The organism is Arthrobacter sp. CAN_A2, assembly GCF_015752045.1.
Taxonomy (GTDB): Bacteria; Actinomycetota; Actinomycetes; order Actinomycetales; family Micrococcaceae; genus Arthrobacter_D.
Genome location: NZ_JADOUS010000007.1, coordinates 217,151 through 244,109 on the forward strand (window position 1 = coordinate 217,151; position 26,959 = coordinate 244,109).

20 protein-coding genes are annotated in these 26,959 nt (G+C 66.1%); 11 read left to right on the top strand and 9 right to left on the bottom strand.

The annotated features are described in order from the left end of the window. Positions 1-6 precede the first annotated feature (6 nt). A complete protein-coding gene (coaD, locus tag IWX63_RS11455; RefSeq protein WP_199278281.1) occupies positions 7-480 on the bottom strand; it encodes a pantetheine-phosphate adenylyltransferase in 474 nt (157 codons plus the stop codon). A gap of 122 nt (positions 481-602) precedes the next feature. Between coaD and IWX63_RS11460 the strand changes: the two genes are divergently transcribed. From IWX63_RS11460 to IWX63_RS11475, 4 genes are all read left to right on the top strand, one after another. Then, positions 603-1,838 carry an aminotransferase class I/II-fold pyridoxal phosphate-dependent enzyme gene (locus tag IWX63_RS11460; RefSeq protein ID WP_199278282.1) on the top strand — a complete coding sequence of 412 codons (1,236 nt, stop codon included), beginning with the start codon at positions 603-605 and terminating at the stop codon, positions 1,836-1,838. After that, entirely contained in the window at positions 1,835-2,707 is an 873-nt protein-coding gene (locus IWX63_RS11465; protein WP_199278283.1) for a spermidine synthase, read from the top strand. Before IWX63_RS11460 ends, IWX63_RS11465 begins: the two co-directional genes overlap by 4 nt. 162 nt (positions 2,708-2,869) lie before the next feature. Beyond that, positions 2,870-3,472, top strand: coding sequence for a hypothetical protein (locus tag IWX63_RS11470; RefSeq protein WP_199278284.1), 603 nt, complete (start codon positions 2,870-2,872; stop codon positions 3,470-3,472). Positions 3,473-3,593: 121 nt separating this feature from the next. Further along, positions 3,594-4,364: a YcnI family copper-binding membrane protein gene (locus IWX63_RS11475; RefSeq protein ID WP_199278285.1), complete on the top strand. Its 771-nt coding sequence runs from the start codon at positions 3,594-3,596 to the stop codon at positions 4,362-4,364. A gap of 131 nt (positions 4,365-4,495) precedes the next feature. Here the strand turns inward: IWX63_RS11475 and rsmD are convergent, their stop codons facing one another. The 8 genes from rsmD to IWX63_RS11515 form a co-directional block, all read right to left on the bottom strand. Next, entirely contained in the window at positions 4,496-5,068 is a 573-nt protein-coding gene (rsmD, locus tag IWX63_RS11480; protein WP_199278286.1) for a 16S rRNA (guanine(966)-N(2))-methyltransferase RsmD, read from the bottom strand. Positions 5,069-5,112: 44 nt separating this feature from the next. Next, complete coding sequence (locus IWX63_RS11485; RefSeq protein WP_199278287.1) at positions 5,113-6,156, bottom strand: sulfate/molybdate ABC transporter ATP-binding protein; 1,044 nt, start codon at positions 6,154-6,156, stop codon at positions 5,113-5,115. Next, a complete protein-coding gene (locus IWX63_RS11490; protein ID WP_199278319.1) occupies positions 6,153-6,944 on the bottom strand; it encodes an ABC transporter permease in 792 nt (263 codons plus the stop codon). The genes IWX63_RS11485 and IWX63_RS11490 overlap by 4 nt, the downstream gene beginning before the upstream one ends. Before the next feature lie 75 nt (positions 6,945-7,019). Continuing rightward, a complete protein-coding gene (gene modA / locus IWX63_RS11495; protein ID WP_199278288.1) occupies positions 7,020-7,829 on the bottom strand; it encodes a molybdate ABC transporter substrate-binding protein in 810 nt (269 codons plus the stop codon). Further along, positions 7,826-8,230 carry a TOBE domain-containing protein gene (locus IWX63_RS11500; RefSeq protein WP_199278289.1) on the bottom strand — a complete coding sequence of 135 codons (405 nt, stop codon included), beginning with the start codon at positions 8,228-8,230 and terminating at the stop codon, positions 7,826-7,828. The genes modA and IWX63_RS11500 overlap by 4 nt, the downstream gene beginning before the upstream one ends. Positions 8,231-8,268: 38 nt before the next feature. Further along, positions 8,269-10,530, bottom strand: a complete 2,262-nt coding sequence (locus IWX63_RS11505; protein ID WP_199278290.1) for an ATP-dependent DNA helicase RecG — start codon at positions 10,528-10,530, stop codon at positions 8,269-8,271. Beyond that, positions 10,514-11,458, bottom strand: coding sequence for a DAK2 domain-containing protein (locus IWX63_RS11510; protein WP_199278291.1), 945 nt, complete (start codon positions 11,456-11,458; stop codon positions 10,514-10,516). Before IWX63_RS11510 ends, IWX63_RS11505 begins: the two co-directional genes overlap by 17 nt. 22 nt (positions 11,459-11,480) lie before the next feature. Then, positions 11,481-12,512, bottom strand: coding sequence for a thiamine-phosphate kinase (locus tag IWX63_RS11515; RefSeq protein WP_199278320.1), 1,032 nt, complete (start codon positions 12,510-12,512; stop codon positions 11,481-11,483). A gap of 202 nt (positions 12,513-12,714) precedes the next feature. Here IWX63_RS11515 and wecB point away from each other — a divergent pair, with 202 nt between their 5' ends. From wecB to IWX63_RS11550, 7 genes are all read left to right on the top strand, one after another. After that, complete coding sequence (gene wecB, locus IWX63_RS11520) at positions 12,715-13,896, top strand: non-hydrolyzing UDP-N-acetylglucosamine 2-epimerase (RefSeq protein ID WP_199278292.1); 1,182 nt, start codon at positions 12,715-12,717, stop codon at positions 13,894-13,896. A gap of 80 nt (positions 13,897-13,976) precedes the next feature. Then, the gene (locus IWX63_RS11525; protein WP_199278293.1) at positions 13,977-15,683 is read left to right on the top strand and encodes a hypothetical protein; all 1,707 of its coding nucleotides are present in this window, start codon (positions 13,977-13,979) and stop codon (positions 15,681-15,683) included. Between the two features lie 168 nt (positions 15,684-15,851). Continuing rightward, complete coding sequence (locus tag IWX63_RS11530) at positions 15,852-16,568, top strand: phosphocholine cytidylyltransferase family protein (RefSeq protein WP_199278294.1); 717 nt, start codon at positions 15,852-15,854, stop codon at positions 16,566-16,568. A 26-nt stretch (positions 16,569-16,594) separates the two neighbouring features. Further along, a complete protein-coding gene (locus IWX63_RS11535) occupies positions 16,595-20,314 on the top strand; it encodes a bifunctional glycosyltransferase/CDP-glycerol:glycerophosphate glycerophosphotransferase (RefSeq protein WP_199278295.1) in 3,720 nt (1,239 codons plus the stop codon). A gap of 83 nt (positions 20,315-20,397) precedes the next feature. Further along, positions 20,398-24,204: a CDP-glycerol glycerophosphotransferase family protein gene (locus IWX63_RS11540; protein ID WP_199278296.1), complete on the top strand. Its 3,807-nt coding sequence runs from the start codon at positions 20,398-20,400 to the stop codon at positions 24,202-24,204. Continuing rightward, positions 24,201-25,253 (top strand): XcbB/CpsF family capsular polysaccharide biosynthesis protein, encoded by a 1,053-nt coding sequence (locus IWX63_RS11545; RefSeq protein ID WP_199278297.1) that lies wholly within the window; start codon positions 24,201-24,203, stop codon positions 25,251-25,253. Before IWX63_RS11540 ends, IWX63_RS11545 begins: the two co-directional genes overlap by 4 nt. Before the next feature lie 1,173 nt (positions 25,254-26,426). Then, positions 26,427-26,959 (top strand): fibronectin type III domain-containing protein (locus IWX63_RS11550; protein ID WP_199278298.1); only part of this gene is annotated, 533 nt, incomplete at its 3' end.

Below are 26,959 nucleotides of genomic sequence, written 5' to 3' on the forward strand. Positions count from 1 at the left end.
GGAGGATCAGGCGGATCCCCGGAGGTGCCTGTTGACCGCGTCCGGGACGAAGGGGGTGACGTCGCCGCCGAGTGATGCCACCTCCTTCAGGAGGGTCGAGGAGACGTGCGCGAACTCGGTGTCCGTCGGCAGGAACACGGTGTCGATGTCGGCCAGGTGCCGGTTCATGGTGGCCATCGGCAGCTCGTAGTCGAAGTCGAGGCCGGACCGCAGCCCCTTCACGAGCGCGGTGGCGCCCTGCTCCCGGCAGAAGTCCGCGAGCAGACCCTCGCCCATCGGGAGCACCGTCACCCCGGGGAGGTGCGCGAGGCTCTCCGCGCAGAACATCATGCGCTGCTCGAGGTCGAACCGGTACTTCTTCGCGTAGTTCGTCGAGACCGCGACGATCACCTCGTCGAAGAGCCGCGCGGCACGGCTGATGACCTCGAGGTGGCCATTGTGGAGGGGGTCGAAGGATCCGGGGCAGACGGCGCGGCTCATGCCCCCACGGTACCCAGTCAGGCCGACCCCGGTGGGATGGGGCCGACCCCGGCCGCGCGGGGCCCGCGGTGCGGGGACCCGCGGGTGGTGGCGCGGGGTGTCGGAACGGCAATACTGGTGGGATGACGACAGACGCTCAGACTCCTGCCACGCGGAGTACCGGCGGGGCGCCGTGGATGCGGGCGGCGCGCGGCGCGAACCTGCTCGGCGATGACGGCCGGCTCGGCATCACCATCTTCGAGGAGGTCACGGCCCTCGCGCAGCAGCATGCGGCGGTCAACCTCGGCCAGGGCTTCCCCGACGAGGACGGACCGCAGGAGATCCTGGATGCGGCGCGGGCGGCGATCGCCGACGGCGCGAACCAGTACGCGCCGGGTCAGGGACTCCCCGTGCTGCGCCAGGCGATCGCCGCGCACCAGGAGCGCTTCTACGGTCTCACCGTGGACCCGCAGACCGAGGTGATCGTCAGTACGGGCGCCACCGAGTCGATCGCCGCCGCGATCCTCGCCTTCGCCGGCCCCGGGGACGAGGTGCTGACCTTCGAACCGTTCTACGACTCCTACGGCGCCGTGATCGGCCTCTCCGGCGCGACGCACACCACGGCCCCGCTGCGCGCGCCGGACTTCCAGCCCGACGCCGCGAGCCTCGAGGCCGCGTTCAGCGAGCGCACGAGGATCGTCGTCGTCAACAATCCCCACAACCCGACGGGCAGTGTCTTCACCCGCCCCGCCCTCGAACTGATCGTGCGGCTGGCGGAGCGCCACGACGCGATCATCCTGACGGACGAGGTGTACGAGCACCTCACGTTCGGTGTGCAGCACGTGCCGGTCGCATCCCTGCCCGGGGCGGCGGAGCGCACCCTCAGCATCTCCTCCGCCGGCAAGACGTTCTCCGTGACGGGCTGGAAGATCGGCTGGCTCAGCGGTCCGGCAGAGCTCGTCGCCCAGGTCCGTACCGTCAAGACCTTCCTCACGTACACCTCGGGCACGCCGTTCCAGGGCGCGATCGCCCGGGGCCTGGCCCTGCCCGATCAGTTCTTCACCTCGGCCGCGGACATCCTGCGGAAGAAGCGGGACCTGCTGGGCGAAGGCCTTCGCGCGGCCGGCTTCGACGTCTACGAGCCGGAGGGCACCTTCTTCACCATGGTGGACGCCGCGCCGCTCGGCATCGAGGACGCCACCGACCTCGCGCGCCGCCTGCCGGGCCTGATCGGCGTCGCGGCGATCCCCGTGGCGATGTTCTGCCACGCCGAGGGCGCCGAGCGCACCCGATCCCTGCTGCGCTTCGCCTTCTGCAAGAAGTTCGACGTCATCGAGGAGGGCGCACGGCGCCTGGCGACCCTGCGGGCGCGCGTATGAGGACCGGACCGGACTCCGGCGCGGGATCGGGCCCGGCGTCGGGCGCGGGATTCGCGGGGCCATCAGGAGGACAGTCGGCGACCGAGGAGTTCGAGGTCCGCACCCGCTGGCTCCCCGGGACGGGCGCATACGCGGAGATCGACGAGGACGCCTACATCGAGGGGGCCCTGATCCTCAGCATCGGCGGAGCGCAGCAGTCCCACGTGGACATGCTGCATCCCGGCCGGGTGTTCTACGAGTACCTGCAGCGCGTCGCCAACGTCATCGACCTGGCGGCGCCCGCGGGTACTCCCCTGCGGGTCCTGCACCTCGGCGCCGGGGCCCTGACCCTCGTCCGCTACGTCCAGGCCACGCGGCCCGGCTCCCGGCAGGTCGCCGTGGACCTGGAGGCCGAGCTGATCGACTTCGTCCTGGACGCCATGCCGCTGCCCGAGGGCACCTTGTGCGAGATCATCGCGGGAGACGCCGCGGACGCCGTGCTCGAACAGCCCGACGCAGCCTTCGACGTCGTCGTGCTGGACATCTTCGCGGGGGCGGACGCCCCCGCCCACCTGACGAGCCCGGACTTCGCGGCGCACCTGCTGCGGGTGTGCGCCGAGGACGGCGTGGTGCTGGTGAACGTCGGCGACGACCCCCCGCTCACCTTCGCCCGCGCCCAGAGCAGGCAGCTCTCCTCGCTTGCGACGGCGACCGCCGTCCTGACCGAGGCCGCCATGGTGGGCGGTGAGCAGGCGGGGAACGTCGTCGTCGCCGCCCGTCACGCTGCATGGCCCGCCGCGTGGACCCGGGCGCTGCTCTCCGCCGGGCCCCATCCTGCGGCCGTCCTGGCCGGCACGGACCTCGCGGACTTCGAACAGGCACCCGCCTAGAGCTTCCTCCCATCCGGAGGCCGCACCCGCACGAAGCACTCCGTACGCGGGTGGCGCGGGAGGCAGCGGTACGCTGGTCAGGACGGTGAGCGTCGGCTGTTCCAGGAGCGCCGGCAGCCCCGCACGCGGACGAGACCACTGCACCACGGGGAGGAGATATTCATGGCCGATCGCGGCCTTCCCTATCTCCGGGCCCTCATGCTCGTCTCGCTGATCATGGCGGTGTCCTCGGCATCCCACGTCCTCGCCTCGGGGCACCTGCCGCACCTCGGCGTGATCCTGCTGCTCGGCGCGCTCCTCCTGATCCCGATGACGCTGCTCACCCGGCGTCCGCTCTCCTTCCGTTCGGCGCTGGTCGCGATGGGCGCTGGGCAGCTGCTGCTGCACGTCCTCTTCGGCATGACCGCCGCTCCCGCCGTCTGCCAGAGCTCCTCCGCGATGCCCGGCCATCACGCGGCCTTCGAGCTCGCCTGCTCGCCGGCCGCCCAGGACCAGATGGGCGCCACGTCGGGGGGCCTCGTGATGCTGCTGCTGCACGCGCTCGCCACGGTGATCCTGGCCGTCGCCGTCTCCCGCAGCGATCACGCGCTGGAGTTCCTCCGGGCGTGGCTGCGCCCGCTGTTCGTCCTTCCGGCGCTCGCCCCGCCGGCGCCGCCGCGCCGCCGTCCTGTCCGGGACGTCCCGCCGCCCGTCGCGCCGCTGTCGGTGCACACCTCGGTGCCGACGCTGCGCGGTCCGCCGCGCGCCCGCGCGCTGCCGATCTGACCCGGACGTCCCACGGACCCTGGGCTCCGGTGGCGCCTGCCCGCACCCCTTCCCCCAGTTCCCCGCTGCTCCACGATCTCCCGCTGTCGCGGGCTGGAGCGCACCCCTGAAAGGCAGTCCCATGACGTCGTCCTCCCCCTCACGCGCCCTCACCACCGGCGCCGTCGCACTCGCCACCGTCGGCCTGATGGCCGTCGGCCTCGGCGCGGCCGGCGCCCACGTCGGCGTCGAACCGACCTCCACCACGGAGGATGGGTACGCGCAGCTCACCTTCAGCGTGCCCAATGAATCCGAGACCGCAGGCACGAACAAGATCGAGGTGCAGCTCCCCACCGAGCAGCCCTTCACCTCGGTGCGGGTCAAGCCGGTCGAGGGTTGGACGGCGGAGGTCGTCTCCGGCGCCCTGCCGGAGCCCGTCACCACTGCCGACGGCGCCACGCTCAGCGAAGCGGCCCTGTCCGTCGTGTGGACAGCGGACCCAGGCGCGGAGATCTCCCAGCAGGAGTACCAGACGTTCTCGATCTCGGTCGGCCGCCTCCCCGAGGCAGGGTCCACCGTCCTGCTGCCCACCACCCAGTCCTACACGGACGGCGAGGTCTCGGAGTGGACCCAGGAGACCGTCGAGGGCGAGGAGGAACCGGAGAAGCCCGCACCGTCCTTCGTGACCACCACGGCCGCCGAGGGCGAGGACGCGCACGGCACACACGGGGCGGCTGACAGCGAGGCGACCGACGAGGCCGTCGACGCCGAGCAGGCCGGGTCGACCACGGACGCAGCGTCCAGCACCGACACCGGGTCGATGTCGGCAATCGGCTGGACCGGCCTGGTCGCCGGCCTGCTCGGACTCGCCGCCGGCGTGACGGCGCTCGTGAGGACGAGGCGCCGTGCCTAGCCGCCTCCGACCCTGCACCCCGGGTCAGATCCTGGCCCGGGGGCCGGGCGGCAGAGCCTGACCCGGGACGGGCGGTGTCCGCGAGAGCAGACACCGCCCGTCAGCGCTGCGCCTGAGCACGCCGCCGTCCGTCAGTCGACGGCCGGCTCCAGGAACCACAGGCGCGTCTCGCCGTACTTCTTGTCCGAGAACCGCTCGAGCCATGCGGGCCACTCAGGTTCCGGGGACCGCGATGACCGCTCGACGACGACCACGGCGCCCTCGGCCAGCCGCGACTCCAGTGCACCGAGGACCGCGAGCACGCCGTCCGCCATGACCGTGTACGGCGGGTCCATCAGGACGAGGTCCCACGTCAGTTCCGGCGCCACGCGTTCGAGGTAGGTCTCGACCTTGGACCGGTGCACGCGCACCGCCGTCCAGCCCAGCACCTTGTTCACGAGGTCGGCGTTCTTCTGGGCCACGGCGGCGGCACGGTCGGCGGATTCGACGAGATCCACGGTGGCCGCGCCGCGGCTCGCGCTCTCGACGCCGAGGGATCCCGAGCCTGCGTACAGGTCCAGCACATGCGCCCCGTGCAGCACCCCGTAGGACTCCAGGCGCGAGAACAGGGCTTCCTTCACGCGGTCGGTCGTGGGCCGGGTGCTGGTCCCCTCGACGCTGGTGAGGGTCGAGCCGCCCGCGGCTCCGGCGATGATGCGCGTCATACCGTCGACTCTATCGCCCGTCCGGTGCCCGGCACGCCCCCGCCCTACAGGGGGTAGATGCTCGCGTCCTCGTGACGGAACCCCAGGAACAGCCGGCTGCCGGGCACGATCCCGAGGGCGACGACGTCGGACGGGGCGACATCCGCCGCCAGGCCGCCGGCGTGCACGCGGACGAGGTCGCCGCGGTGCTCGACGTCGTCGACCTCCGCCTCGATGCACGCCGTCCCCGGCGCGGTCCCGGCGCTGCGGGACACGGCGACCTTGCCCGGCCGGACGGCGAGCGCGAGGGATGCCCGCTCCGGGTCCGTGCCGGTCAGCGGCACCGTCCACCCGTCGGCCGACCGGAAGCCGTCGGCCGTCCGGACGCCCGTGACGAGGTTCAGGCCGGCCAGGTGAGCGCCGAACGCCGTGACCGGGCGCGTCAGGACGGCAGCCGTGGCCCCGGACTCGACCACCCTGCCGCCGTCGAGGATGAGCACGCGGTCGGCGAGGAGGAAGGCATCGAGCGGGTCGTGGGTCACGATGATCGCCGAACGGTCCACCAGGACATCCCGCAGCAGGGTCCGGATGGCCGGGGCGACGGTGACGTCGAGGGCGGACAGCGGTTCGTCGAGCAGGAGCAGCGACGGGTCGGCGGCGAGCGCGCGGGCGACGGCGACGCGCTGCGCCTGCCCGCCCGAGAGTTGCCCGGGCCGCCGGCCCGCGAGGTCCCCGGCGCCGACGCGGTCGAGCCACGCCAGGGCCGTGGACCGGGCGGCGGCCCGGTCCGCGCTGCGGCTGCGCGGGCCGAATGCGACGTTCTCCAGCGCCGTGAGGTGAGGGAACAGCAGCGCCTCCTGCGCGAGCAGCGACACGCCGCGGTGCCGCGGTTCCGTGAGCACGCGCCGGCCCGCGGCGACGTCGAACAGGACCGTCCCGTTCAGGTCCGCCCGGCCCGTGGACGGGGCGAGCAGCCCGGCGAGCAGGGCGAGCAGGGTGGACTTGCCCGCGCCGTTGGGCCCGAGGACGGCGAGGGTCTCCCCCGGGGCGAGTCCGAAGGCGACGTCGAAGCCGCGCTCGGCCAGCGTCGCGGCGAACGTGAGGCTCATGGGCGGGCCGCTTCCCGGGACGTTGCCCGTGGCGGGGCGGCGAGGTCCCCGAGGGGCCGGACGCGGTGGGCCACCCCGACGACGGCGACGGCCACCAGCACGAGGATGAAGGAGAGGGCGACGGCGGCGTCAGGGTCGGTCTCCCGCTGGAGGTACACCTCGAGCGGGAGCGTCCTCGTGGTGCCCTGGAGGCTGCCGGCGAAGGTCAGCGTGGCGCCGAACTCGCCGAGGGCCCGCGCGAAGGAGAGCACCGCCCCGGACACCAGCGCCGGCAGCACGAGGGGCAGGGTGATGCGCCGCAGCACGGTCCAGCGTCCGGCGCCGAGGGTGGCGCCCACGGCCTCGTACCGGGTGCCGACCGTGCGCAGGGCGCCCTCGAGGCTGAGCACCAGGAACGGCAGCGCCACGAAGGCCTGCGACAGGACGACGGCGGTGGTCGTGAAGGCGATGTCGATTCCCAGGGCGGTGAGGCTGCTGCCGAGCAGCCCCCGCCGCCCGAACGTATAGAGCAGTGCGATGCCTCCGACCACGGGGGGCAGGACCAGCGGCAGCAGCACGAGGGACCGGAGCAGCCGCTGGCCGCGGAACGAGGTCCGGGCGAGGACGAGCGCCATGGGGACGCCGAACAGGATGCACAGCGCCGTCGCCGTGACGGAGGTCCGCAGGCTCAGCAGCAGGGCCGCCGTCGCGCTTTCCGAGGTGACGAGCGGGACGACATTCGGCCAGTCGACCCGCAGGGCCATCGCAACGATGGGCAGGACGACGAACAGGCTGCCGACGACGGCCATCGCCACCACCCAGCGGGGCAAACGTGCGGCGCTCACGGGCGCCGCCTCAGGGCGCCGCAGCGGGCGCGGGAGGACTCAGGGCGCACCGAAGCCCGCCGCCCCGAGGACCGACCGCCCAAACGGGCCGGACGCGAACTCCACGAACTCCTGTGCGGTCGCGGCGTCACCGCTGCCGGCGAGGGCCGCGATCGGATAGGTGGTGGGCGCACCGGCGGCCTCCGGGATGTCGATGCCGCGGACGGCGTCGCCCGCCGACCGCACGTCGGTCACGTAGACCAGGCCGGCGTCCGCCTGGCCGGAGGTGACCTTGCCCAGCACGTCCGTCACGGAGGATTCCTCGCTGACGGGCGCCAGGTCCACGTCGGCGGCCTCCTCGACCGTCGCGGCCGCGGCCCCGCAGGGCACCTGCTGCGCGCAGACCACCGTCTTGACCCCGGGCCTCGCCGCATCAGCGAGGGAGGTGATGCCCGCCGGGTTGTCCGCGGGCACGGCCAGCTGGAGGGTGTTGGTGGCGACATCGACGGGGTCCCCGGCGAGCAGGTCAGCGACCTTCGCCATGTTCCCTGCGTCGGCGGAGACGAAGACGTCGGCCGGCGCGCCCTCGCCGATCTGGGTGGCGAGATCGGACGAGCCCGCGAAGTTCAGGCTGACCTGCGCCCTGGGGTAGGCCTCCTCGAACTGCCCGGCCAGTTCCGTGAACGAGGCCGTGAGGGACGCCGCGGCGAACACGGTGATGCTGCCGTCGACCGCGTCTCCGCCCGCGGCGCCGTCCGCGGCGCCGGGGTCCGCGGTGCCGCACGCGGTCAGGGCGAGCACGACGGCGGCCCCGACGGCCGCCACGATCGCGCGAGGGCGGGGGGCGGACGTCGGGCGCTTCCCTGTCATGCCTTGCCCGCGGGGGTCTCGATGATGACCGTGGTGGCCTTGACGACGGCGATGGCGATCGACCCCTTTTCCAGGCCGAGGTCCCGGACGGCCTCGCTGCTCATGAGGGACACCACGCGGTGCTGCCCGCACTGCAGTTCCACCTGGGCCATGACGGTGTCCGTGATGATGTCCGTGATGATCCCGACGAATCGGTTGCGCGCGGACCGGCCGATGTCCGAGGGGTCGCCGGGCAGCACTGCGTTGCGGCGCGCGAGCCCGGCGAGCTCCAGCGCGTCCACCACGGCCCGCCCCGAGGCGTCCTTCGTGCTCCCGAGGAGGCCGCCGTCGATCCAGCGGCGCACGGTGTCGTCGCTGACAGCGAGGAAGCGCGCGGCGTCACCGATCCGTATCTGCGTCATGGAGAAGAGATTACCTCCTCAGACGCGGACATCGCAGGTCAGCCCTTCTCGAGGAACGCTTCCTTCTCGGGGTTCAGGTACAGCTCGATTGCCAGCGCCAGCCCCGGGGACTCGTGCAGGTCCGGATCCTCGGCGACGATCTCCTGCGCATCGGTGCGCGCCTTCTCGATGACCTTGCCGTGCTGGGTGATCTTCAGGAAGCGGAGAGCCGAGCGACCGCCGGACTGCGACGCTCCGAGGATGTCCCCTTCGCGCCGGAGTTCGAGGTCCTTCTGCGAGAGCTCGAAGCCGTCCGTGGTGGACGCGACGGCGGACAGCCGCTCCCGGCTCGGGTGGTCGGGCTCCAGCTTCGTGACGAGCAGGCAGGTTCCCGCGTGCCCTCCCCTGCCGATGCGCCCGCGCAGCTGGTGGAGCTGGGAGATGCCGAAGCGGTCCGCGTCCATGATGACCATGAGCGTCGCGTTGGGCACGTCCACGCCCACCTCGATCACCGTGGTGGCGATCAGCAGCTGTACGGTGCCGTCCGCGAAGCGTCCCATGACGTCCGCCTTGTCCTGCGGGTCCAGGCGCCCGTGGAGCATACCGCTCGTGACGCCCTGCAGCTGGGGGATCTCCGCCAGGGACTCGAAGAGCGCGACGACGCTCGTGAGCTCCTGCGCTCCCCCGGCCTTACGCTCCACGGTCGGGTCCCCGTAGAGCGCCTCGGGTGCGTCGTCGTCGGCTTTGCCGTTGTCGCCGATCTTCGGGCACACCACGTAGACCTGTCGCCCGGCGTCGATCTCCTCGCGGGCGCGGGACCAGATCCGGTCGATCCACGCCGGGTGCTCCGTGAGGCCCACCTCGTGGGTCGCGATCGGCGACCGCCCGGCCGGCAGCTCGGAGAGCGTGGAGGTCTCGAGGTCGCCGAAGACCGTCATGGCGACGGTCCGCGGGATCGGGGTGGCGGTCATGACCAGCACGTGCGGGGAGGTGCGGGCCTTGGTCCGCAGGGAGTCGCGCTGTTCCACGCCGAACCGGTGCTGCTCGTCGACGACGATCAGGCCGAGGTCGAAGAACTGCACGTTCTCGGAGAGCAGCGCGTGCGTGCCGATGACGATCCCGGCCTCCCCCGACGCGGCGTCGAGCAGGGACCTCTTCCGCTGCGCGGTGGACATGGACCCGGTGAGCAGCACCACGCGGGTGCCGTCCATGGCCCCGCCGAGCATGCCGCCCTCCGCCAGCGGCCCGAGCGTCCGGGTGATGGACTGCAGGTGCTGGGCAGCCAGCACCTCGGTGGGGGCGAGCAGCGCGGCCTGTCCCCCGGCGTCGATGACCTGCAGCATGGCCCGGAGGGCCACGAGGGTCTTCCCCGAGCCGACCTCACCCTGCAGCAGCCGGTTCATGGGGTGGTCCCGGGCGAGGTCCTCCGCGAGGGTCAGGCCCACGTCGCGCTGGCCCTGCGTCAGCGTGAAGGGCAGCCGGGCGTCGAACTGGTCGAGCAGTCCGCCGGCATGGGGGGGACGCGCCGTCGCCTCCTCGCGGGCGGCGAGCGCACGACGGCGGGCGAGGGCCGCCTGCAGGACGAACGCCTCCTGGTAGCGGAGGCGGTGCTGGGCCCGGTAGGCGTCCTCGATCTGCGGTGGCCGGTGTACGAGCTCGTAGGCCGTGGCGAGGCTCATGAGCTTGTCGCGGCGGGCGATCGACGCCGGGATGGGATCGTCGAGGTCGGAGAGCCGAAGGGTGTCGAGGACCACGCCCACGGCCTTGGCGATCTGGTCGCTGCTGAGCTTCTCGACCGCCGGGTAGACCGGGATGGGGCGTTTGGCGCGGGCGGGGTCGTCGTCGCCCTCGTCGAGCAGCGAGTAGCGCGGGTTGGTGAGCGAGAGATGCCCGCGGTAGAGCGTGACCTTGCCGGAGAACATGGCCCGCACACCGGGTTTGAGCTCGCGGGCGGCGGTGAAGCCGTTGAAGAACGTGAGGTTCATGCCGCCGAGGCTGCCGTCGGCGTCGTCGGTGATGACGACCTCCAGGAGCGTGCCCTTGCGCGTGTGCATGCGCCGCGAGTTGGCGGACTGCACGCGGGCGATCAGGGTGACCTCCTCGTCGACCGGGACCTCGGCGATGGGCGTGAGCTCGCCGCGCTTGAGGTAGGTGCGCGGAAAGTGGTTGAGCAGCTCCCCCACGGTGGTGATGCCGAAGTACTTGTCCAGGTGCTTGGCCACCGGGCCGAGGCGCTTCTCCAGCGAGGCGTCCAGCTCGGAGGAGGTCGCCTCCCGGGCAGCGCCCGTGACGGGCCGCACTACGTCAGGACTCACCGGCATCGGCTCCGACGGGCGGGGCGGCGAGCTGGGTCACCGTGATGTTGACCGGCGTCCCCGCCTCATGGATGAGTGCCAGCGCGGGCCCCGGGTCCGGGACGTGCACGTGGACGCGCCAGCGGTAGCCCTCCTCGACCTCGGTGACGGCGCTCATGATCACCGAATCACCGATCTCGTCGAGGTGGAGGCGCAGGGTGGCGGCGTCCAGGGGGCTCAGGTTGATGGTGCACATGACCTCCACGCCGTCCGCGTCACCGCCCAGGTGGATGTGCGGCGCCTGGATGTCATAGCCGTGCAGGCCGTCGATCAGTTCGTCCTGCAGCTCCTCGCCGAGGGCCGCGGCCCGGAGCGCGTCGAGGATCAGGAGGAAGCCCACGCCTCCGGCGTCGACCACCTTGGCCTCGGTGAGCGCGCCGAGCTGGCTCTCCGTCTCCACCACGGCGCGCAGCGCGGCCTGCACCGCGGCCCTGAGGGTGAGGGTGAGCGCGTGGTTGCTGTCGTCGGCGGCGTGCCCGGCGGCGGTCTCGGCGGCCCCGCGCGCGCTCGCCTCGAGGACCGAGAGCATGGTGCCGGGTACGGGGTCGCTGAGCGCGGACCAGCTGCGGATCTGCGCACGGTGCAGAGCGGAGGCGAGCAGCGAGCTGGTGAGCCGCGTGGTGCCGTGCAGCGGTTCGGCGAGCGCTGAGAGGAAGACGGCGAAGAGGGTGCCGGAGTTCCCGAGCGCCTCCTCCATGGCGGCGCGGCCCGCGATGGCCAGCAGGTCGCCGAGGTCGACGGCGTCCGCGTCGTGCGCGGCGCGCGCGGCGGAACGGACGGTCAGGTAGAGGTTGGTGCCGGTATCGCCGTCGGCCACCGGGAAGATGTTGATGGCGTTCAGGCGGTCGCTGTGGTTGCCGAGGGACTCTTCGGCCTTGCTCAACCAACGCTTCATCGCGAGTGCGTTCGCGGTGATCTTAGTGTGCAAAGTGATCCCATCCCCTGAGAGCTGCGGCCCGTGACGCCAGTGTCACAAGCGGCTGGCCCGGCATTACCGAGCCTACCGCAGTGAACCCGGCCGGCAGCAGGACGCCCTGCGGGAACGTGGCGAGGAGACCGTGGTCCTCACCCCCGCCGAGCACCCATTCCATCGCGTCCACACCGAGCAGCGCGCCGGTGTCCTCCAGCACGGCCGCGAACGGCTTCAGTGCTGCCGGGTCCAGGTCGAGCCCCACGCCGCTCGCGGTCGCGATTCGTCCGGCGTCGCGGATGAGCCCGTCGGAGATGTCCAGCATGGCGGACGCACCGGCGATGGCGGCGGCGGGACCGGCGGCCAGGGGTGGTCGGGGTCGCAGCTGCGCGGCGACGAGCTCCTCCCCCAGCGATCCGACGTCTCCCAGCGGCCCGAGGTCCCCTGTCGGTCGGTCGTCCCCGATCAGTCGGCCGTCCTCGAGCAGCGCAAGGCCCGCGGCGGCCCGGCCCAGGGTGCCGGCGACCGCGACCGTGTCGCCGACCTTCGCACCGGAGCGCAGCACGGGCTCGCGGCCGTCGAGCGTCCCGGTGACTGCGGCGGTGACGACGAGCTGCGCTCCCGCCCCGAGGTCGCCGCCGACGACGCCGCACCCGGTCGCGCCGAGCTCGTGGATCGCGGCGGTCAGACCGTCGGCCAGGGCCTCCACCCAGTCCACGGGCGTGGTGGGCGGGAGGGTGAGGCTGACCACCAGTGAGGTTGTGCGACCCCCCATCGCGTTGATGTCACTGAGATTCTGGGCCGCGCACTTCCAGCCGACGTCGTAGCCGGTGGTGCGGTGACCGTTGGGGCGCAGGAGCCTGAAATCGTGGTCCTCGACGAGCGTGTCGATGCTGATCACGGTTCGGCCATCCGGCGCGGCGAGGATCGCGGCGTCGTCGCCGGGGCCGAGGAGGACGGCGTCCGGCGCCGGGAGACGGGGGAAGATCCGTGCGAGGAGCTCGGCCTCGGAGAGGTCTGCGACCGTGAGCCGGTGCATGGAGGTGGGAGAAGACGACTGCGACACGCCACCACGCTACAGCGCAGCTCCGACACCGAGCATGTCCCGGCAGCGTCCGCACCGCGGCTACAGTTAGTCCGAATATCCGGCCGCAGTAATGGGAGCCCGGTGATCCCGCTGGGACGGGTCCTCACCGACGCGCAGCACTGCACGCAACTCTTCTTCACCACACGGGGGTCCAATGCCTGTAGTCATGCCCATCTTCGGTACGCGTCCTGAGGCAATCAAGATGGCTCCCATCGTGCAGGCGCTGAGGAAGTCCGGTGTGTTGGAGTGCGTCGTCACCGTCACCGGACAGCACCGCGAGATGCTCGACCAGGTTCTCAGCCTGTTCGACATCGAGCCCTCTCACGACCTCGAGATCCTCCGGCCCGGCCAGACCCTCGCCGGGATCATGACCCGGACCATCGACGGACTGGACGCTCTCTTCGCCGCAGCCCCGCCTGACGCCGTGGTGGTTCAGGGTGACACGACGACGTCGACGGCGGCCGCGATCGCTGCGTTCTATCGTGGGATCCCCGTGGTGCACGTCGAGGCGGGACTGCGGAGCGGCGATCTCTTCTCGCCGTTCCCCGAGGAGGCCAATCGCAAACTCACCAGCCAGATCGCCAGCCTCCACCTCGCCCCCACCGCTTTGAGCAGGCAGAACCTCCTCAACGAGGGAATCGCCGCGAAAGACATCGTCGTGACAGGCAACACCGTCATCGACGCGCTCCTGGATACCGTGGGCAAGAACCTCCCCTTCTCCGATTCCCGGCTCGAGGACCTGGCGTCCACCGGCCGGCGCATCCTGCTGGTGACGACGCACCGCAGGGAGAACCAGGGTGATGTGATGCGCGGTATGGGGCGCGCTCTCGCCAGGCTGGCGGAGTCGGAGCCGGACCTCGTGATCGTTCTGCCGGTCCACAAGAACCCTGTGGTGCGGGAAGCCGTCCTCCCCGCCATCGAAGGCAAGCCCAACGTGCTCGCCACCGAGCCCCTGGACTACGGCCAGTTCACCCGTCTGCTGTCCCTGGCGCACATCGTGCTCACCGATTCCGGCGGCATCCAGGAAGAAGCACCGAGTCTGGGCAAGCCCGTGCTCGTCATGCGTGAGAACACGGAGAGGCCCGAGGCGGCAGACGCCGGGACGGTGCGGCTCATCGGCACGGACGAGGAGCGGATCGTGGACGAGGTCATCGCTCTCCTGCAGGATGATGACCGCTATTCGGCGATGGCGGCGGCGGTCAATCCCTATGGGGACGGCCGGGCGGCAGAGCGCGTCGTGGCCGCCCTCGAGCACCTGTTCGACGCCGGCACCCGGCTCGCGGACTTCACGCCCCAGGCGGATGACTCCCCGACGTACGAAGGACTGCTCTCCTGACGTCTCCGCACCCTCCGGCGCCGACCGTGTCCCGTCGCCGCCTCCTCCAACTCTCGCTTGCCGCAGTCACCGTGGCGGCCGTGAGTCCCCTCAGCGGCTGCTCCGCCGACACGCCGCGCGGCGTGGCGTCGAACAGTTCCATGCCCGCCGGCCGAGCGACCACGCTTGAGGAGACCATCCGGCTCGGATCTCCACTGTTCGAGGGCAGCCAGTACCGCATGCTCGAGAAGGGTGGCGCCCAGGAATCGGTGCTGCGCGAGGATCTCGCGCAGCGACCCGACGGAGCCGATGCGGAGCCGGCGGCACGGGCGGTCTTCGGGCATATCACCGACTCACACATCATCGATGCGACAAATCCCGGCCGGTTGTCCTTCCTCTGGCAGTACTCCGACTTCGACGAGGGCTACCCGACCTCCGGCAGGTTCCGGCCGCAGGATGCCCTCACGCTTCACGTCCTGGATGCGACCGTCCGGGCTTTCAACGACCTCGAACGCGGGCCCGTAACCCGGCGCGGCATCGACGCGCTGATGCTGACGGGCGACATCACCAACTCCTTCCTCACCAGTGAAGTGGAAGCAGCAGCAGCGATCCTGAAGGGGGGCGACGGCAACTCCAATCCCGTGGGCCGATACGAAGGCATCCAGGACCACGAACCGGCTCCCCGCAGGCTGCAGCTGAACGTCTGGCATCCCGAACCCGAGAAGGGTGACGCCCCACGTGATCAGTGGAAGGAGCAGCATGGTTATCCGACCGTTCCGGGACTGCTCGCCGCCTCCAGTCGGACCATCGAGGCCCCGGGCACGGCTTTTCCCTGGTACGTGGGATTCGGCAACCACGATGAAGCCGGCCGCCTCGACGGTTCACGGATCTCCAACGGCGAACAGTTCCTGGATGGGCTCCGGACCGGCCCCCGCCTTCCGCTGGAACTGCCGGAGCAGATGACCACGTCGCGGTTCTGGAGGCAGGTATCGGACGGCGAGAAGGATCGGGAGAGCCTGATTGCCGAGCTGCCGTCACGCACGATCACCGCTTCCCGCCTGCGCTCAGTGTTCGACAAGCCGAAGTTCCAGGCGGAACTGACGCCGCCACGTCAATCCGTCGACCGGCCGGGATCGCCGGCCGCGCTCCATTACGCCTTCGACGTGTCGCCCGACGTTCGCGGGATCATGCTGAACACCTCCAGCCCTGATGGAGGCGGCCGCGCCGTTCTCGACCAGGACCAGGCAGCCTGGCTGGTGGAGCAGTTGCAGGCAGTGTCCAGCAGGTATACCGACAACGAGGGTCGCGACGTGACGGCAGAAGTCGACGACAAACTGGTCGTGCTGTTCAGCCACCACCCGCTCCGCGCTTTCGACGAGGACCCGTCCGCGGAGGACGACGGCGGCCGGTCGATAACGCGCGGTGATCTGCTCGATCTCCTCACGCGCTTTCCGAATCTCGTGCTCTGGATGAACGGGCATGAACATCGACACAAGATAGTGCCCCATCCAGGCTCGGGCGGTTCGGGAGGCTTCTGGGAGGTCACCACAGCATCGCTCATCGACTTCCCCCAGCAGTCACGGGTGGTCGAGATGCTGGACAACCGGGACGGCACCCTGTCCATCATCGCGACGCTCGTCGACCACTCCTCCGCCGGCGACGTACGACGCGACGGACCCCAGACACCGCAGTCGCTCGCCGCGCTCAGCCTCGAACTGGCCACCAATCGGCCAGGTCTGGACGCTGGGGGCGTCATCGGAAGCAGCAAGGACCGGAATGTGGAGCTGCTGCTCACCGCCCCCTTCTGATCAGACCCGACAAATGGCCCGGCGCGTCCGATTCGGTAAAACCACCTGCTCCTGTAGGATCACCGCGGGGGCACCGCAGAATGGTGGTGCGACTGCAACGGTCTCGTGGTATGACGTCTGGTCGATCATGTTCCCTCTCCAATGGCGAAACATTCGACGGGATCACTCATGACGGTTCAGGCAGTAATTCTTGCGGCAGGTATGGGCACACGACTCGCACGCCCCCACCCCAAGCCGCTCACCGAATTGAGCGACGGACGAACCATCATGCAGCAGCAGGTGCAGAACCTGACGTCCGAGTTCAAGAAGAAGCTGCGCCTGTCGATCGTCGTCGGATTCAAGCTGGAGATGATCCTCGAGCACATCCCCCATGCATCCTTCATCTACAACGAGGCCTTCGATCAGACGAACACCTCGAAGAGCCTCCTGAAGGCGCTCCGGAACTCCACCAAGGGCGGCGTGCTGTGGATGAACGGCGACGTCGTCTTCGCACCCGAGATCGTGAACTACCTGCGCCCTTTCATCGAGCAGGATCTCTCCTTCGTCTCTGTTGACATGTCCTCGGTGAGCGACGAGGAAGTGAAGTACACCGTTGACGAGAACGGGCACATCGAACAGCTGTCCAAGACCGTCGAAGGAGCCCTCGGAGAAGCAGTGGGCATCAACTACATCTCGTCCAAGGACAAGAAGAAACTGATCAAGCGTCTGGCGCAGGTCGGCGATCAGGACTACTTCGAGCGGGCCATGGAGCTCACCATCACCAAAGACGGCGTCCAGTACACGCCGGTCGATATCAGCAACTTCTATGCCGTCGAAGTCGATTTCGCCGATGACTTGGAGCGGGCCAACGAAGAGTTGGACGCCAGAGTGCCCGCGAACGCCTGATCCACCCTCCGAAGGACAATCGACTTATGGCACGTTGGACCACCGCCGACGACGCAGTATCCGGCATCCGTCGGGTGGCCGAACGGCAACTGCGCACCGCATGGCAGAAGCTGCCGGCTGAACAACGCACGAAGTTGCGGCAGGCCATCCATCCGGCTGATGTGGCCAAGGTCGAGCGCCGGGTATCGACGCTCTCGTCAGGGAACGCACGCCCTGCCGTACCGGCACAAAAGCCAGTCATCGCGATCAGTGTCGTCGTCTCGGATGCGGCGCAAGATCTGGCCGGCACGCTTCAGAGCATCCTCCGCCAGAAGTTCGCGCCTCTGGCAGTCGTGGTCGTGGACACCACGGGCGACGATGCCATCGCCGGCATGACCGCTACGTACACGAAGCGCGATGGCCGGGTCACCTTCCAGGCCTCCGCAGGACTCTCAGCTCCGGCTGCCCGCCTGCTGGCGGTGGAAGGAGCGACAACCCGGTGGGTGATGTCCCTGAGCGCCGGAGATGTTCTCGCTCCGGGTGCAATGGATGCGGCTATCAAGTCCCTCAAAGCCAGCCGGTCGGATCTGGCGGTCGGAACGGTCGGGGTGCGCAAAGGTACGAAATTCGTCACCCCGGCGGCACAGAGCGCCGTCCTCGGTACCGAGAACCTGACCACGACGCTCGAACACTCACCGGGCCTCGCCGGCGACCTGTACCTCAGCAACAAAGTCTTCACGAGGTCCTTCTGGCTCGAGGAGCTCGCTGGAATCGAATTAGACGGCGAGCTCTGGCAGGCCGAGGTTGTACGAACCGCCTACCGGCGAGCAGAGAACATCGACCTGATCCCCCGCAAGGTCAGCGACGTCGTCGGTGACCGCGGTGGTGACACACTGACCCGTGAACAGCTGTGCAGCACGGCGATCCTCGACGAATACCTCCGTCGGACGACCCGGGTCCTGACCGCCGATTCCGTCAGCTCTTCACCGGAACTGATGGGGCGACTGCTCACGCGTCTGCTCGGTGAGGATCTCTTCCCGTTCTACGAGGTCGTGCCCCGCACGGATGACGCCCACTGGTCCCTCCTGGTCCGCGGCGCACAGGCATTGGCTGCACTCGGACCGATCGCCTGGCACGATATCCGCCTGCACAATCGGCTCATCCTCGCGGCGGTGCTCGACGACAACCGCGCCGATGTCGTTGCCATTTGCGATTCGCGCAGCGACCTCGGATCGACTTTCGCCACGACGTCCGACGACGGGATGCTCCTGGCTCAACCGCCGTACCTGCCTGAGCTGGCAAGGCAACCGGCGAAGGAACTGCTCGCCTGCCAGGACGTGGATCTCAGAGTCACAAGCAAGATCACCGAACTAGCGTGGAACGTCGATGGCAGCCTCGAGATCACCGGGCATGCCTACATCCCGTCGATTGATCCGATGAACGCGGCGCTGAGCATCGAGGCTGTCGTCATGGACCCGAACGGCGCCGAGGTTCGCACGCTCGTCGTCGAGCGGCACCGGGATCCCCGTATCGACTGGGACGCCAATGACAACTGGACGAGTTACGCGGACAGCGGCTTCTCGGCCCGCATCGATCCGTCGATGCTGCTCGCCGATGACGCAACGGCATCATCATGGTGGGTCAAGCTGCGGCTGACGGCCTATGACCGCGTCCTGGAATCGCCCATGACCCGCCGGGAGATGACAGGGGCTGCAGGGTCGGTGCCCATTTCTCCCATCGATGGTGAGTGCCGGGTCGCTGTCGAATTCAAACCTGGGACCGGATTGACGCTGGTGCGGGTCGCGCCGATGTATTCGGCAACGAGCGTCGCCCTCGAGGGGCGCACCCTGACCATCACGGTGGAGGCCCACTCGGCTCCCCTGGCGTCAAAGATCACCGTCGAATGCACGAAGTTGGCCATCAGGAAGACAGCTGTCTGCGTGGACGTCCGGGGCAATGTCGCGGACTACCGCGTCGTCGTTCCACGCCTGTTGGCCGAAGCCTCCCCCCGAGTGGAGCACCAGTGGGACCTGCGACTGGACAGCGGGTTCAAGACGCCCCAGCCGATCGCGTGGCGCCCCGACAGCTTGGCCTTCGAGGATCAGGTCGACCGGACCCGTCGTCTGCGCCTCAAACTCACCGGCTACGGCTTTCTTGCCCTCGAGGAGCGCCGGTACCGCGTCGAAGCGGATAGCGTGATCGTGTCCGACGACGGCCGGTACCTCACTCTCGAGGGAACAGCCGACTTCACGAGTATCCACGCGCCTCGTCTTGTCCTCTCAAGTGGCAAATCGGTCATCGACGCGGACCAGGTGTCCCTGAATGTGACGCGGAATCAGGGCAGCAATCGCTTCGTCGTCCGTTTTCCGCTGATGTCCACTCCGTGGAGCGGCCAGGAAATCGTGCCCGAAGCCGGCGCGTACAGCGTTCGCTATATCCCGCAGAAGTCCGAGGACGACGCGGGGTACTGGATTCCAGCCGCCCCGGCTATGCAGGGCACCATGCCATCGCGCGAGCTTCGCGATGGCCTCGAGGTCGGCTTGAGCAGGACAGCCGTGGCAGGAGCGCTGACCGTCCATTTCCGGCCGCCCCTTGCGCCCGAGGAGCTTGGACGGTTCAATCAGCAATCGCTGCGCGACGCCGTCAGCCAGGCCGATCTGCCGTTGCGCGATGCTGTCCTGTTCATGTGCTTCGGAGGGCGACGGGCCACTGACAGCACCCGCCGCATCTTCGAGGAGTTCCAGCGTCGCGGGGTCACCAGTGACATGTACTGGGCCATCGCCGACTATTCGGTGACCGTGCCGGACGGCGCGCAGCCTGTCCTGATCGGTTCACGACTCTGGTACGAACTGCTGGCCGAGGCGAGACTGCTTGTCAACAACAATAATTTCCCCTTCTACTTCCGGAAGCGGGAGGGTCAGACGTACATCCAGACCTGGCACGGCACACCGCTGAAGAAGCTGGGAAACGACGTCGCACGAACCAACTTCTCGCTCTCCTACTGGAATCTCATGCATCGGGAGGCCGGCTACTGGGATGCCCTCCTCGCACAGAATCCCTATGCGGCCGACGTGCTTGCTACCTGCTTCGGCTTCACCGGACCCGTCATCGCCGAGGGCTATCCGCGCAACGATTCCCTCAAGACGGCCGATGCCGATGCTCGCCGCTCCGCCGTCCGCGACCTCCTCGGGATCGGCGCGGACAAGAAGGCCATCCTGTACGCACCGACCTGGCGCGACGACGCCAAGAACACGTCGAAGCAGTATGAGCTGGTCACCTACCTTGATTTTGAGGCCGCTCAGAAACAGCTGGGTGACGACTACGTCATCCTGCTGCGCGGCCACCACAACATTGCCAGTCAGCGCCAAACCGCCGGCAACCGCTTCGTCATCGATGTCACCGAGTATCCTGAGGTGAACGATCTCTACCTCGCTGCGGACGTCCTCATCAACGACTACTCATCGGTGATGTTCGACTTCTGCGTGACCGGCAAGCCGATCATCTTCCTGACCCCGGACATCGCGCAGTATCGCGATTCCACGCGTGGCTTCTACTTCGATCTCGAGGAGCAGGCTCCGGGGCCGCTGCTCATGACGACACCCGAGGTCGTCAACGCCATCCAGTCCCTGCCGTCCATCAGGATGCGATACGCCGACCGGTACAAAAAGTTCGTGGAGACGTACGCGCCGATGTGCGACGGCTCCGCGACGCAGCGAGTGGTTGACGCGCTTCCGGTCGGTGCCGTGCGCGAGGCACTCCGCACGTAAATCGCTCCCTAGTACCAGACCCGTTCACATTGGAAATCAGGCCGATCGGACTCCCTCGATCGCGCTGACTCACGAGGAGTTTCATGACAAACGGGACAACCCGTCACAACGCCATCCACCGGACGGAAGGCGAACGTGACTGGGTGGCCATCGCGAACGCACTGGCGGCCCACCTGTCCCTTGGCGTCGATATTTCACCGGAGGACCACTTCGAGCTGGGGCACGCGCAGTTCCATTTAGGAAATCTGGAGGGTTCTGCCCGGCATGTCACGGCGGCGCTGGAACTTGATCCGTCGGTACCTCGGTGGCACTACCGACTGGGCTATGTACGGGAGAAGCAAGGACTTTTCACGGTTGCACGGGAGCACTATGCCGAAGCCCTCCGCCTCCAACCGGACCACGATCGTTGGCAGCACCGACTCGCTTCCGTCGCTGCCGAGGCTGATCGACAGCTAGCGGCAGAAAGAGCCGAGCTAGCTGAATCGCAAGCAGTCTTCGCCGAGCGTCGGCTCCTCCTCAAGGAGCGGAAGGCCCCGAAGTGGCAGGAAATTGATGTTCTCACGGCTGGCAAACCCTTCTTCAATAAGGACTCCGAGTGGCTCACTGCACTCGCCGACGCGTTGTTCTTCATGAATCGCCACGCAGAGGCGGCTGAAAACTATGCGGCCGCCGCGCGTCTGGTCCCGGAGAACGCGCAGCTTCACTTCCAGGCAGGCTGGGCACACCATCTGGCAGGCTCGGACCACGTTGTGGAACGGCACTTTGAACAGGCGATCGCGGCCGACAAGGAACTGCAATCCTCGCGGTTCGGAATCGGAGTGTTCTTCCAGAAGAAGGGACAGTGGCGGCTCGCTGCCACACATTACGAAGCAGCCTTTCGCCACAACCCGGCTGACGCGGAACTTGCCTATCACTGGGGCTTCGCCCTGCAGCGCTGCTACGACTGGCAAGGTGGAGCTGGTGCAATCAGGACGGCTATAGCCCTCGATCCGTCGCAGGCGCAGTGGCACTATCGGCTGGGCTTCTCACTCGAACGAAGCGGTAGCTGGTCCACTTCTGCGGATGCATACACGTACGCCCTCTCCCTCTCAGCAGCACCTAACGAATATTGGTCCTACAGGCTCGGCTGCGTCCTGACCCAGGCGGATCGATTCGAGGAGGCCTGCCTGGCCTTCCTAGGTGCGAGAGCCGTCCCGGAGCCAGCGCAGCAGGATCCAGCGTTCGCGGTGAATGCCTACGTCAGCGGTGTCCTGTCGGACGGACTGCGCACCGCGCTATGCGCGCAGACATGGGAGCAATGCGTCCTGCTGGCCCGGTTCGCGGAGTCGCAGGGAGACCAGGAAACCGCAGTTAAAGCATATTGGGCGGCAACGCAGCGATCGGAAAAACACCAGCCTCAACTGTATTTCTCCCTCGGGGCATCACTCTGGCGGATCGGCCGCTTCGAAGACGCAACAGCCGCCCTGCGTGAGACCCGCCTCTTAAAGCGGCCGCACGGAGTCAACACCGCACCCTATCTGAAGGACTCTTCGACGCGGCAGTCCATGATCTACGTAGAGTACCTGGAGACACTTTCGATCCAAGAGGACGTCATCCTCTATGAGAGCAGCCAAGGCAATTCAGTCGGCTGTAACCCGCTCAATATATTTCGGGCTGTCCTCCACGACTACCGGTTCAAAGACAAGACCCATGTCTGGGTCGTCAATCACCGTGCGAGGATCCCGGAAGAACTCCGCGGCTTGCCGAACGTGGTCTTTGCTGCGCGCGACAGCGACCTGTACCTGCGTTACTTGGCCTCGGCTGGTCACCTCATAAACAACAACACGTTCCCCCCCTATTTCACTCGCCGTCCCGAACAGAAATACCTTAATACGTGGCACGGAACCCCAATGAAGACCCTAGGGCGTGACATCAAGGACGGGTTCATGGACTACCGGAATGCCACCCGGAACTTCCTCCACACCACCCATCTCCTGGCGCCAAACGAGTTCACCGCTCAGATACTCCTCGACAAGTACGAGATCTCCGAACTGTTTGATGGTCACGTAGCCGTCACGGGCTATCCTCGAATCGACGCGACCGTGAACTCGCCAGACGAATCGCGCATGCGGCTTCGCCGAAGGCTCGGACTGAATCCTGCGCAGAAGGTCGTTCTATACGCACCCACCTGGCGCGGGTCACTTGCCGACCGGAAACTGGACAACGACCGACTGATATCGGACCTTCGCATGATGGCCTCCTCCGGAGCCCACCTGTTGTTCCGCGGGCATCCCGTCACCGAAGCGCTACTCGATCAAGCTGGCATTGCGGCGCATCTCATTCCGGCCGACATTGATACTAACGACCTTCTTGCGATCATCGATGTTCTGATAACCGACTACTCCAGTGTTGCGTTCGACTTTATGGCCACCGGACGCCCGATCCTGTACTACGCCCACGATCTTGAGGAGTACAGCGAGGCACGAGGCTTGTGTCTAGACATTGCGGCGCTGCCCGGAGAGCTTTGTCGGAACGACATCGAACTGAAGGCGGCGCTGGGCCGCGCACTTACATCCCGCACCAGCGGGGATCGAATTGCTGACGAATTTGTCGGACTCGAATGCGGTGAATCGTCGGAACGAGCGGTGCAGTTCTTTTTCTTTGATTCAACTGAATGGTTGATGCCCCGGATTAATGACGGGCGACAGACCATGTTGATCTACCAGGGCTCATTTATTCCCAACGGAATAACGTCTTCCTATCTCAATCTGACCTCACACCTCGACCCAAGGGATATACAGGTCTTTGTAGCAATCGAGCCATCTGCAATCTCGACGGATGAGCGAAGAATAGAAAAATTTGAACAGAATCCTGCGCACGTGCGGGTTCTTCCCCGCGTAGGGGGACACTTGCTCGGAGCCGAGGAGCGTTGGATTGTCGATAAGTTTAACGCTCAAGGCAACCTGCAGACGGAGGAGCAGTGGAACGTCTATCATGCTGCCTTCGCGCGCGAATTCCGGCGTATGTACGGCACGGCCCATTTCGATGCCGTGGTTTGCTTCGAGGGATACGCCCGCTTCTGGGCGGCACTCTTTGCATCCGCCCCATCGCAATCCGCCACTAAGTCTATCTTTTTGCATAACGACATGCACAACGAATGGTTGCACCGTTTTCGATACCTCGAGTCAATGTTTCGCCTCTACTCCGGCTTCGACGCGCTCATCTCTGTCACTGAAAGCGTTTCTCAAGAGAATAGAGAGAAACTATCGGATCGCTTCGGACTCGATCCGCACAAATTCCGCCACAGCAATAATCTCGTAAACGCCGACGAGACCACTCGGCTGGCGCAGGAGCCAGTACCAGATGATATCGAGGAGTGGATCGGCGACTGCTCAACCCTCTTCGTTACAGCCGGGCGACTCTCCCCCGAGAAAGACCATGCGAAACTGCTCGACAGTTTTGCCGCGCTTTCGCGAGAGTATCCGCAGGTCAAACTCATCATCCTCGGAGACGGACCTCTAGAGAACCGCCTGAAGAGGCAGATCGATCAGCTTGGACTGACGACGACGGTTCTCCTCGCGGGCCTTCGACTCAACCCATTTCCCATCGTCCAACGAAGTGACTGCTTCGTATTTTCTTCGAACTATGAGGGCCAAGGCATAGCGGTGCTCGAAGCGCTTATTTTGCAAGTACCAGTGATTTCCACAGACGTTGTCGGTCCGCGCAGCATCTTACAAGGTGGATTCGGGCTCCTTGTAGAAAACTCGAAAGACGGTCTCACCGATGGCATGTCGAGTTTCATTGAAGACTGGCCGAAGTTTCGCCCGTTCGATTACTCCTCATATGAAGTCGAAGCTCTTCAGACACTTCGCGAGATAACCCTTTCGACTATTCTTGGAGGGGACAAGTGACCGATTTGAAACTGAGCCTCAGCGCTCCGCTCTCAGAGACGCTTGAGGAGTTGGATAAGACACCCGAAGCAGCGAAGTATGTAGAAGTATCCCATGGGTCTATAGGCGTCGAAGGCGAGTCGATCCTGGAAATCGCTCGTCGTTCCGAGGATGCAAAAGAGATTCTTGTGCGTTGCTCAATGGCAGGCTTCTACGTATACCGCAAGACCGAAAAGGAAACACGGTTGGTCAAAGATCACGCTATTGGAGACTTGTGGCACCGTGTAAAGCAAGGGGATTTTTCCGTCAGCTCCGAAGGTTTGGTTTACTCGTACACTAGTCCATTGTGTTCCACGCCGATTCCAAAGCTGCTGGTTATCTTCTCCTCCATGAGTACCAGCATCTACAACAGCAGCATGATGCGCTACTTTGAGCAGAACTTCAAGTCGGCTCAAAAATACATTCCCCAGGACACAGGCGTCTTGCGTATAGCTGATATTGGAGGGGTAGTAGGAGCGTTTTATCTGAACACGCACAGGAATCCTAACAATACGTTGCGGATACAACGCTTACTCAGTGAAATCGCTATTGAGCACAACATTCCGAATTGCAACATTGTTCTCTACGGGGCCTCGAAGGGTGGTACAGCAGCTTTATTTCACGGCATCACCGGGGGGTATAAGTTTGTTTCAGTAGATCCGATCGTTTCAGATGAATACTATGTCGAAGCATACAGGGACTCCCACTTTACGTTGGGTGGGATCTTCAGAGAATCTAAAGATCAGGTTTTTGCACAGTTGATTTCGCATAAGTTGAGATATTCCGACACGAAATTCACTGGTGAAGCCGAAGGATCAGTCATCTTCTCGGAGAGGTCGCCGCAGCATTCGGCGATAATGAAAACATTGGTGAATCGCATCGGGCATCGATTAGCATTCTACAACTCGATCAATCCAGCAATAAATGATCATCCGGATGTGAGCCCGATGACTCTACATTTAGCGACGATGTTGATGAATCAGTTTCTCCTGAATGAACGGCCTTACCCCGGTTTGAGGACGATAATCTGAGCTAGCTTTGTTCCACCTCCGCACTCATTCAAGCGTGCAAAAGCCTGAACACTGCATCCGTGTAATTCCACCGTTTCTCACCCGGTACGTAGAATCGACAATTAGAGATGGCAGATCTCGTTTGTTTCTCCATGCCAGGCCACGGAAGGCGTTGGTAGGATACGAAGCGTAGTTGATGGGACTTGCCGGGCTTATGATCTGCGGGCTCCAGTGGGTACACCGTGGATGCTTGATTCCCGAGCGCTCGCTGATTGCGGCCAGCACTAGCTTGTCGGGTAAAAGGCATCTCACCAATTGGCGTGCTACACACAATATGTACGGCCCCCGCTGCTACCGCTGGCTTCGGTTGAAAGCGCTCTCGCTCGACCTGAGTTTGCGTGATGTTGCAAAGCAGCCATTAGCGACCGATGTACGGACGATCGATGTCGAGTTGACTGTTTCGCCAACGACCGGAGGCTGATTCCGGCATCAGGCTATGCAGTACGGTCTCGTTGAACTCAAGACCCTCCATAGCCTCCGTGGCATGCGACGGCCCTCTTCCGGGAGGCACTATGTGGTTCTCTAAAGCCCCGTTGCGGGAGCCGCTCCAGTTCCTCCCCTAGCAATCCATCGTCGAAGTCACCACTCGTGAACTACTACGTACCTCCACGATTGTGCTCCTCCAGCACTTGTCGTTGAGACGAACCGAGAAGTTAATCCTGTCTGGGCAACGCCAACTTCGACATTGTTGCTTCGTCAACGCACACTACGCCCCTGAAGCAAAGCTCAGCGGGCTCTCCAGTAGGGGCGCAGTATTGGGGCAACTTTGTCGCAGTTCAAGGAGCCGGCCGGCGATAGAGTGCCATGATCGCGTCATGCCCGCTGGGGGCACATTCGTTTTGCGAGGTCTCATTATGCATACGCTCCATAACGCCGTGCGGCCGTTCGAGCCTGTTCTTCTCCACGACGCATCGCCAGTGACCTCCACGTTGCGTGGTGGCGTGGCGACGTCGCAAGCCACGCCCGAAGCGGATGTGGAGACAGTGCGTTCCGCGACATCAATTTATTGCGGCTGCTGAAACCGTCCGTGGGGTGGCGGGACGTCGGACAGTGCTGCTCCTTCTCTCCCAGCTCCTGCTCGCCTCTTCGCGCCTCATCTGGCGTACCTCTGGAATACCTAGCCCTCGAGGAATCATGAAAAGCCCCTTCTCAATCGGTACGGTCCTAACGAGAGCTGCCCGCTTCGTGTCAGCGTTGCTCATTCTTATGCTCATCGCGGGCGCTCAGAGCGCCGCTGCAGCAACCGTGGTTTCGGCTCCCGCAGTCGTCCTGGCTTCTGACGCAGCTCCTTCCGGGCTCGCCTCGCCCTCTCAAGAACTCACGAGTGTGAAGTTGACGTGGAACGCCTGGAGCAATGCGCCGCGCTACCGCATCCAGTTCTCCACCAAGGCCGACATGTCCGGGTCCCTTTACTACCGGTACGGCACGACTAGCGCCACCATCACCGGACTGACGAAGGACACTACGTACTATTTCCGTGTCAGAGCGCTCGACTCCGACAACTCGACTGCGCTTAGCCCGTACTCGGCCATTATCAAGGTGGGCACCAAGACCGATTCGCCGGCACCGACGGGCCTGAAGTTCACCGAGCAGAGCGAATTCGGGATCAAACTCGCCTGGAACGCCTGGAACAATGCACCGCGCTACCGCATCCAGTTCTCCACCAA

What these genes read in the sequence shown, in the direction of transcription:
- coaD (WP_199278281.1), bottom strand. Translation starts at nt 480, where the DNA reads ATGAGCCGCGCCGTCTGCCCCGGATCCTTCGACCCCCTCCACAATGGC.
- IWX63_RS11460 (WP_199278282.1), top strand. Translation starts at nt 603, where the DNA reads ATGACGACAGACGCTCAGACTCCTGCCACGCGGAGTACCGGCGGGGCG.
- IWX63_RS11465 (WP_199278283.1), top strand. Translation starts at nt 1,835, where the DNA reads ATGAGGACCGGACCGGACTCCGGCGCGGGATCGGGCCCGGCGTCGGGC.
- IWX63_RS11470 (WP_199278284.1), top strand. Translation starts at nt 2,870, where the DNA reads ATGGCCGATCGCGGCCTTCCCTATCTCCGGGCCCTCATGCTCGTCTCG.
- IWX63_RS11475 (WP_199278285.1), top strand. Translation starts at nt 3,594, where the DNA reads ATGACGTCGTCCTCCCCCTCACGCGCCCTCACCACCGGCGCCGTCGCA.
- rsmD (WP_199278286.1), bottom strand. Translation starts at nt 5,068, where the DNA reads ATGACGCGCATCATCGCCGGAGCCGCGGGCGGCTCGACCCTCACCAGC.
- IWX63_RS11485 (WP_199278287.1), bottom strand. Translation starts at nt 6,156, where the DNA reads ATGAGCCTCACGTTCGCCGCGACGCTGGCCGAGCGCGGCTTCGACGTC.
- IWX63_RS11490 (WP_199278319.1), bottom strand. Translation starts at nt 6,944, where the DNA reads ATGGCCGTCGTCGGCAGCCTGTTCGTCGTCCTGCCCATCGTTGCGATG.
- modA (WP_199278288.1), bottom strand. Translation starts at nt 7,829, where the DNA reads ATGACAGGGAAGCGCCCGACGTCCGCCCCCCGCCCTCGCGCGATCGTG.
- IWX63_RS11500 (WP_199278289.1), bottom strand. Translation starts at nt 8,230, where the DNA reads ATGACGCAGATACGGATCGGTGACGCCGCGCGCTTCCTCGCTGTCAGC.
- IWX63_RS11505 (WP_199278290.1), bottom strand. Translation starts at nt 10,530, where the DNA reads ATGCCGGTGAGTCCTGACGTAGTGCGGCCCGTCACGGGCGCTGCCCGG.
- IWX63_RS11510 (WP_199278291.1), bottom strand. Translation starts at nt 11,458, where the DNA reads ATGAAGCGTTGGTTGAGCAAGGCCGAAGAGTCCCTCGGCAACCACAGC.
- IWX63_RS11515 (WP_199278320.1), bottom strand. Translation starts at nt 12,512, where the DNA reads ATGCACCGGCTCACGGTCGCAGACCTCTCCGAGGCCGAGCTCCTCGCA.
- wecB (WP_199278292.1), top strand. Translation starts at nt 12,715, where the DNA reads ATGCCTGTAGTCATGCCCATCTTCGGTACGCGTCCTGAGGCAATCAAG.
- IWX63_RS11530 (WP_199278294.1), top strand. Translation starts at nt 15,852, where the DNA reads ATGACGGTTCAGGCAGTAATTCTTGCGGCAGGTATGGGCACACGACTC.
- IWX63_RS11535 (WP_199278295.1), top strand. Translation starts at nt 16,595, where the DNA reads ATGGCACGTTGGACCACCGCCGACGACGCAGTATCCGGCATCCGTCGG.
- IWX63_RS11540 (WP_199278296.1), top strand. Translation starts at nt 20,398, where the DNA reads ATGACAAACGGGACAACCCGTCACAACGCCATCCACCGGACGGAAGGC.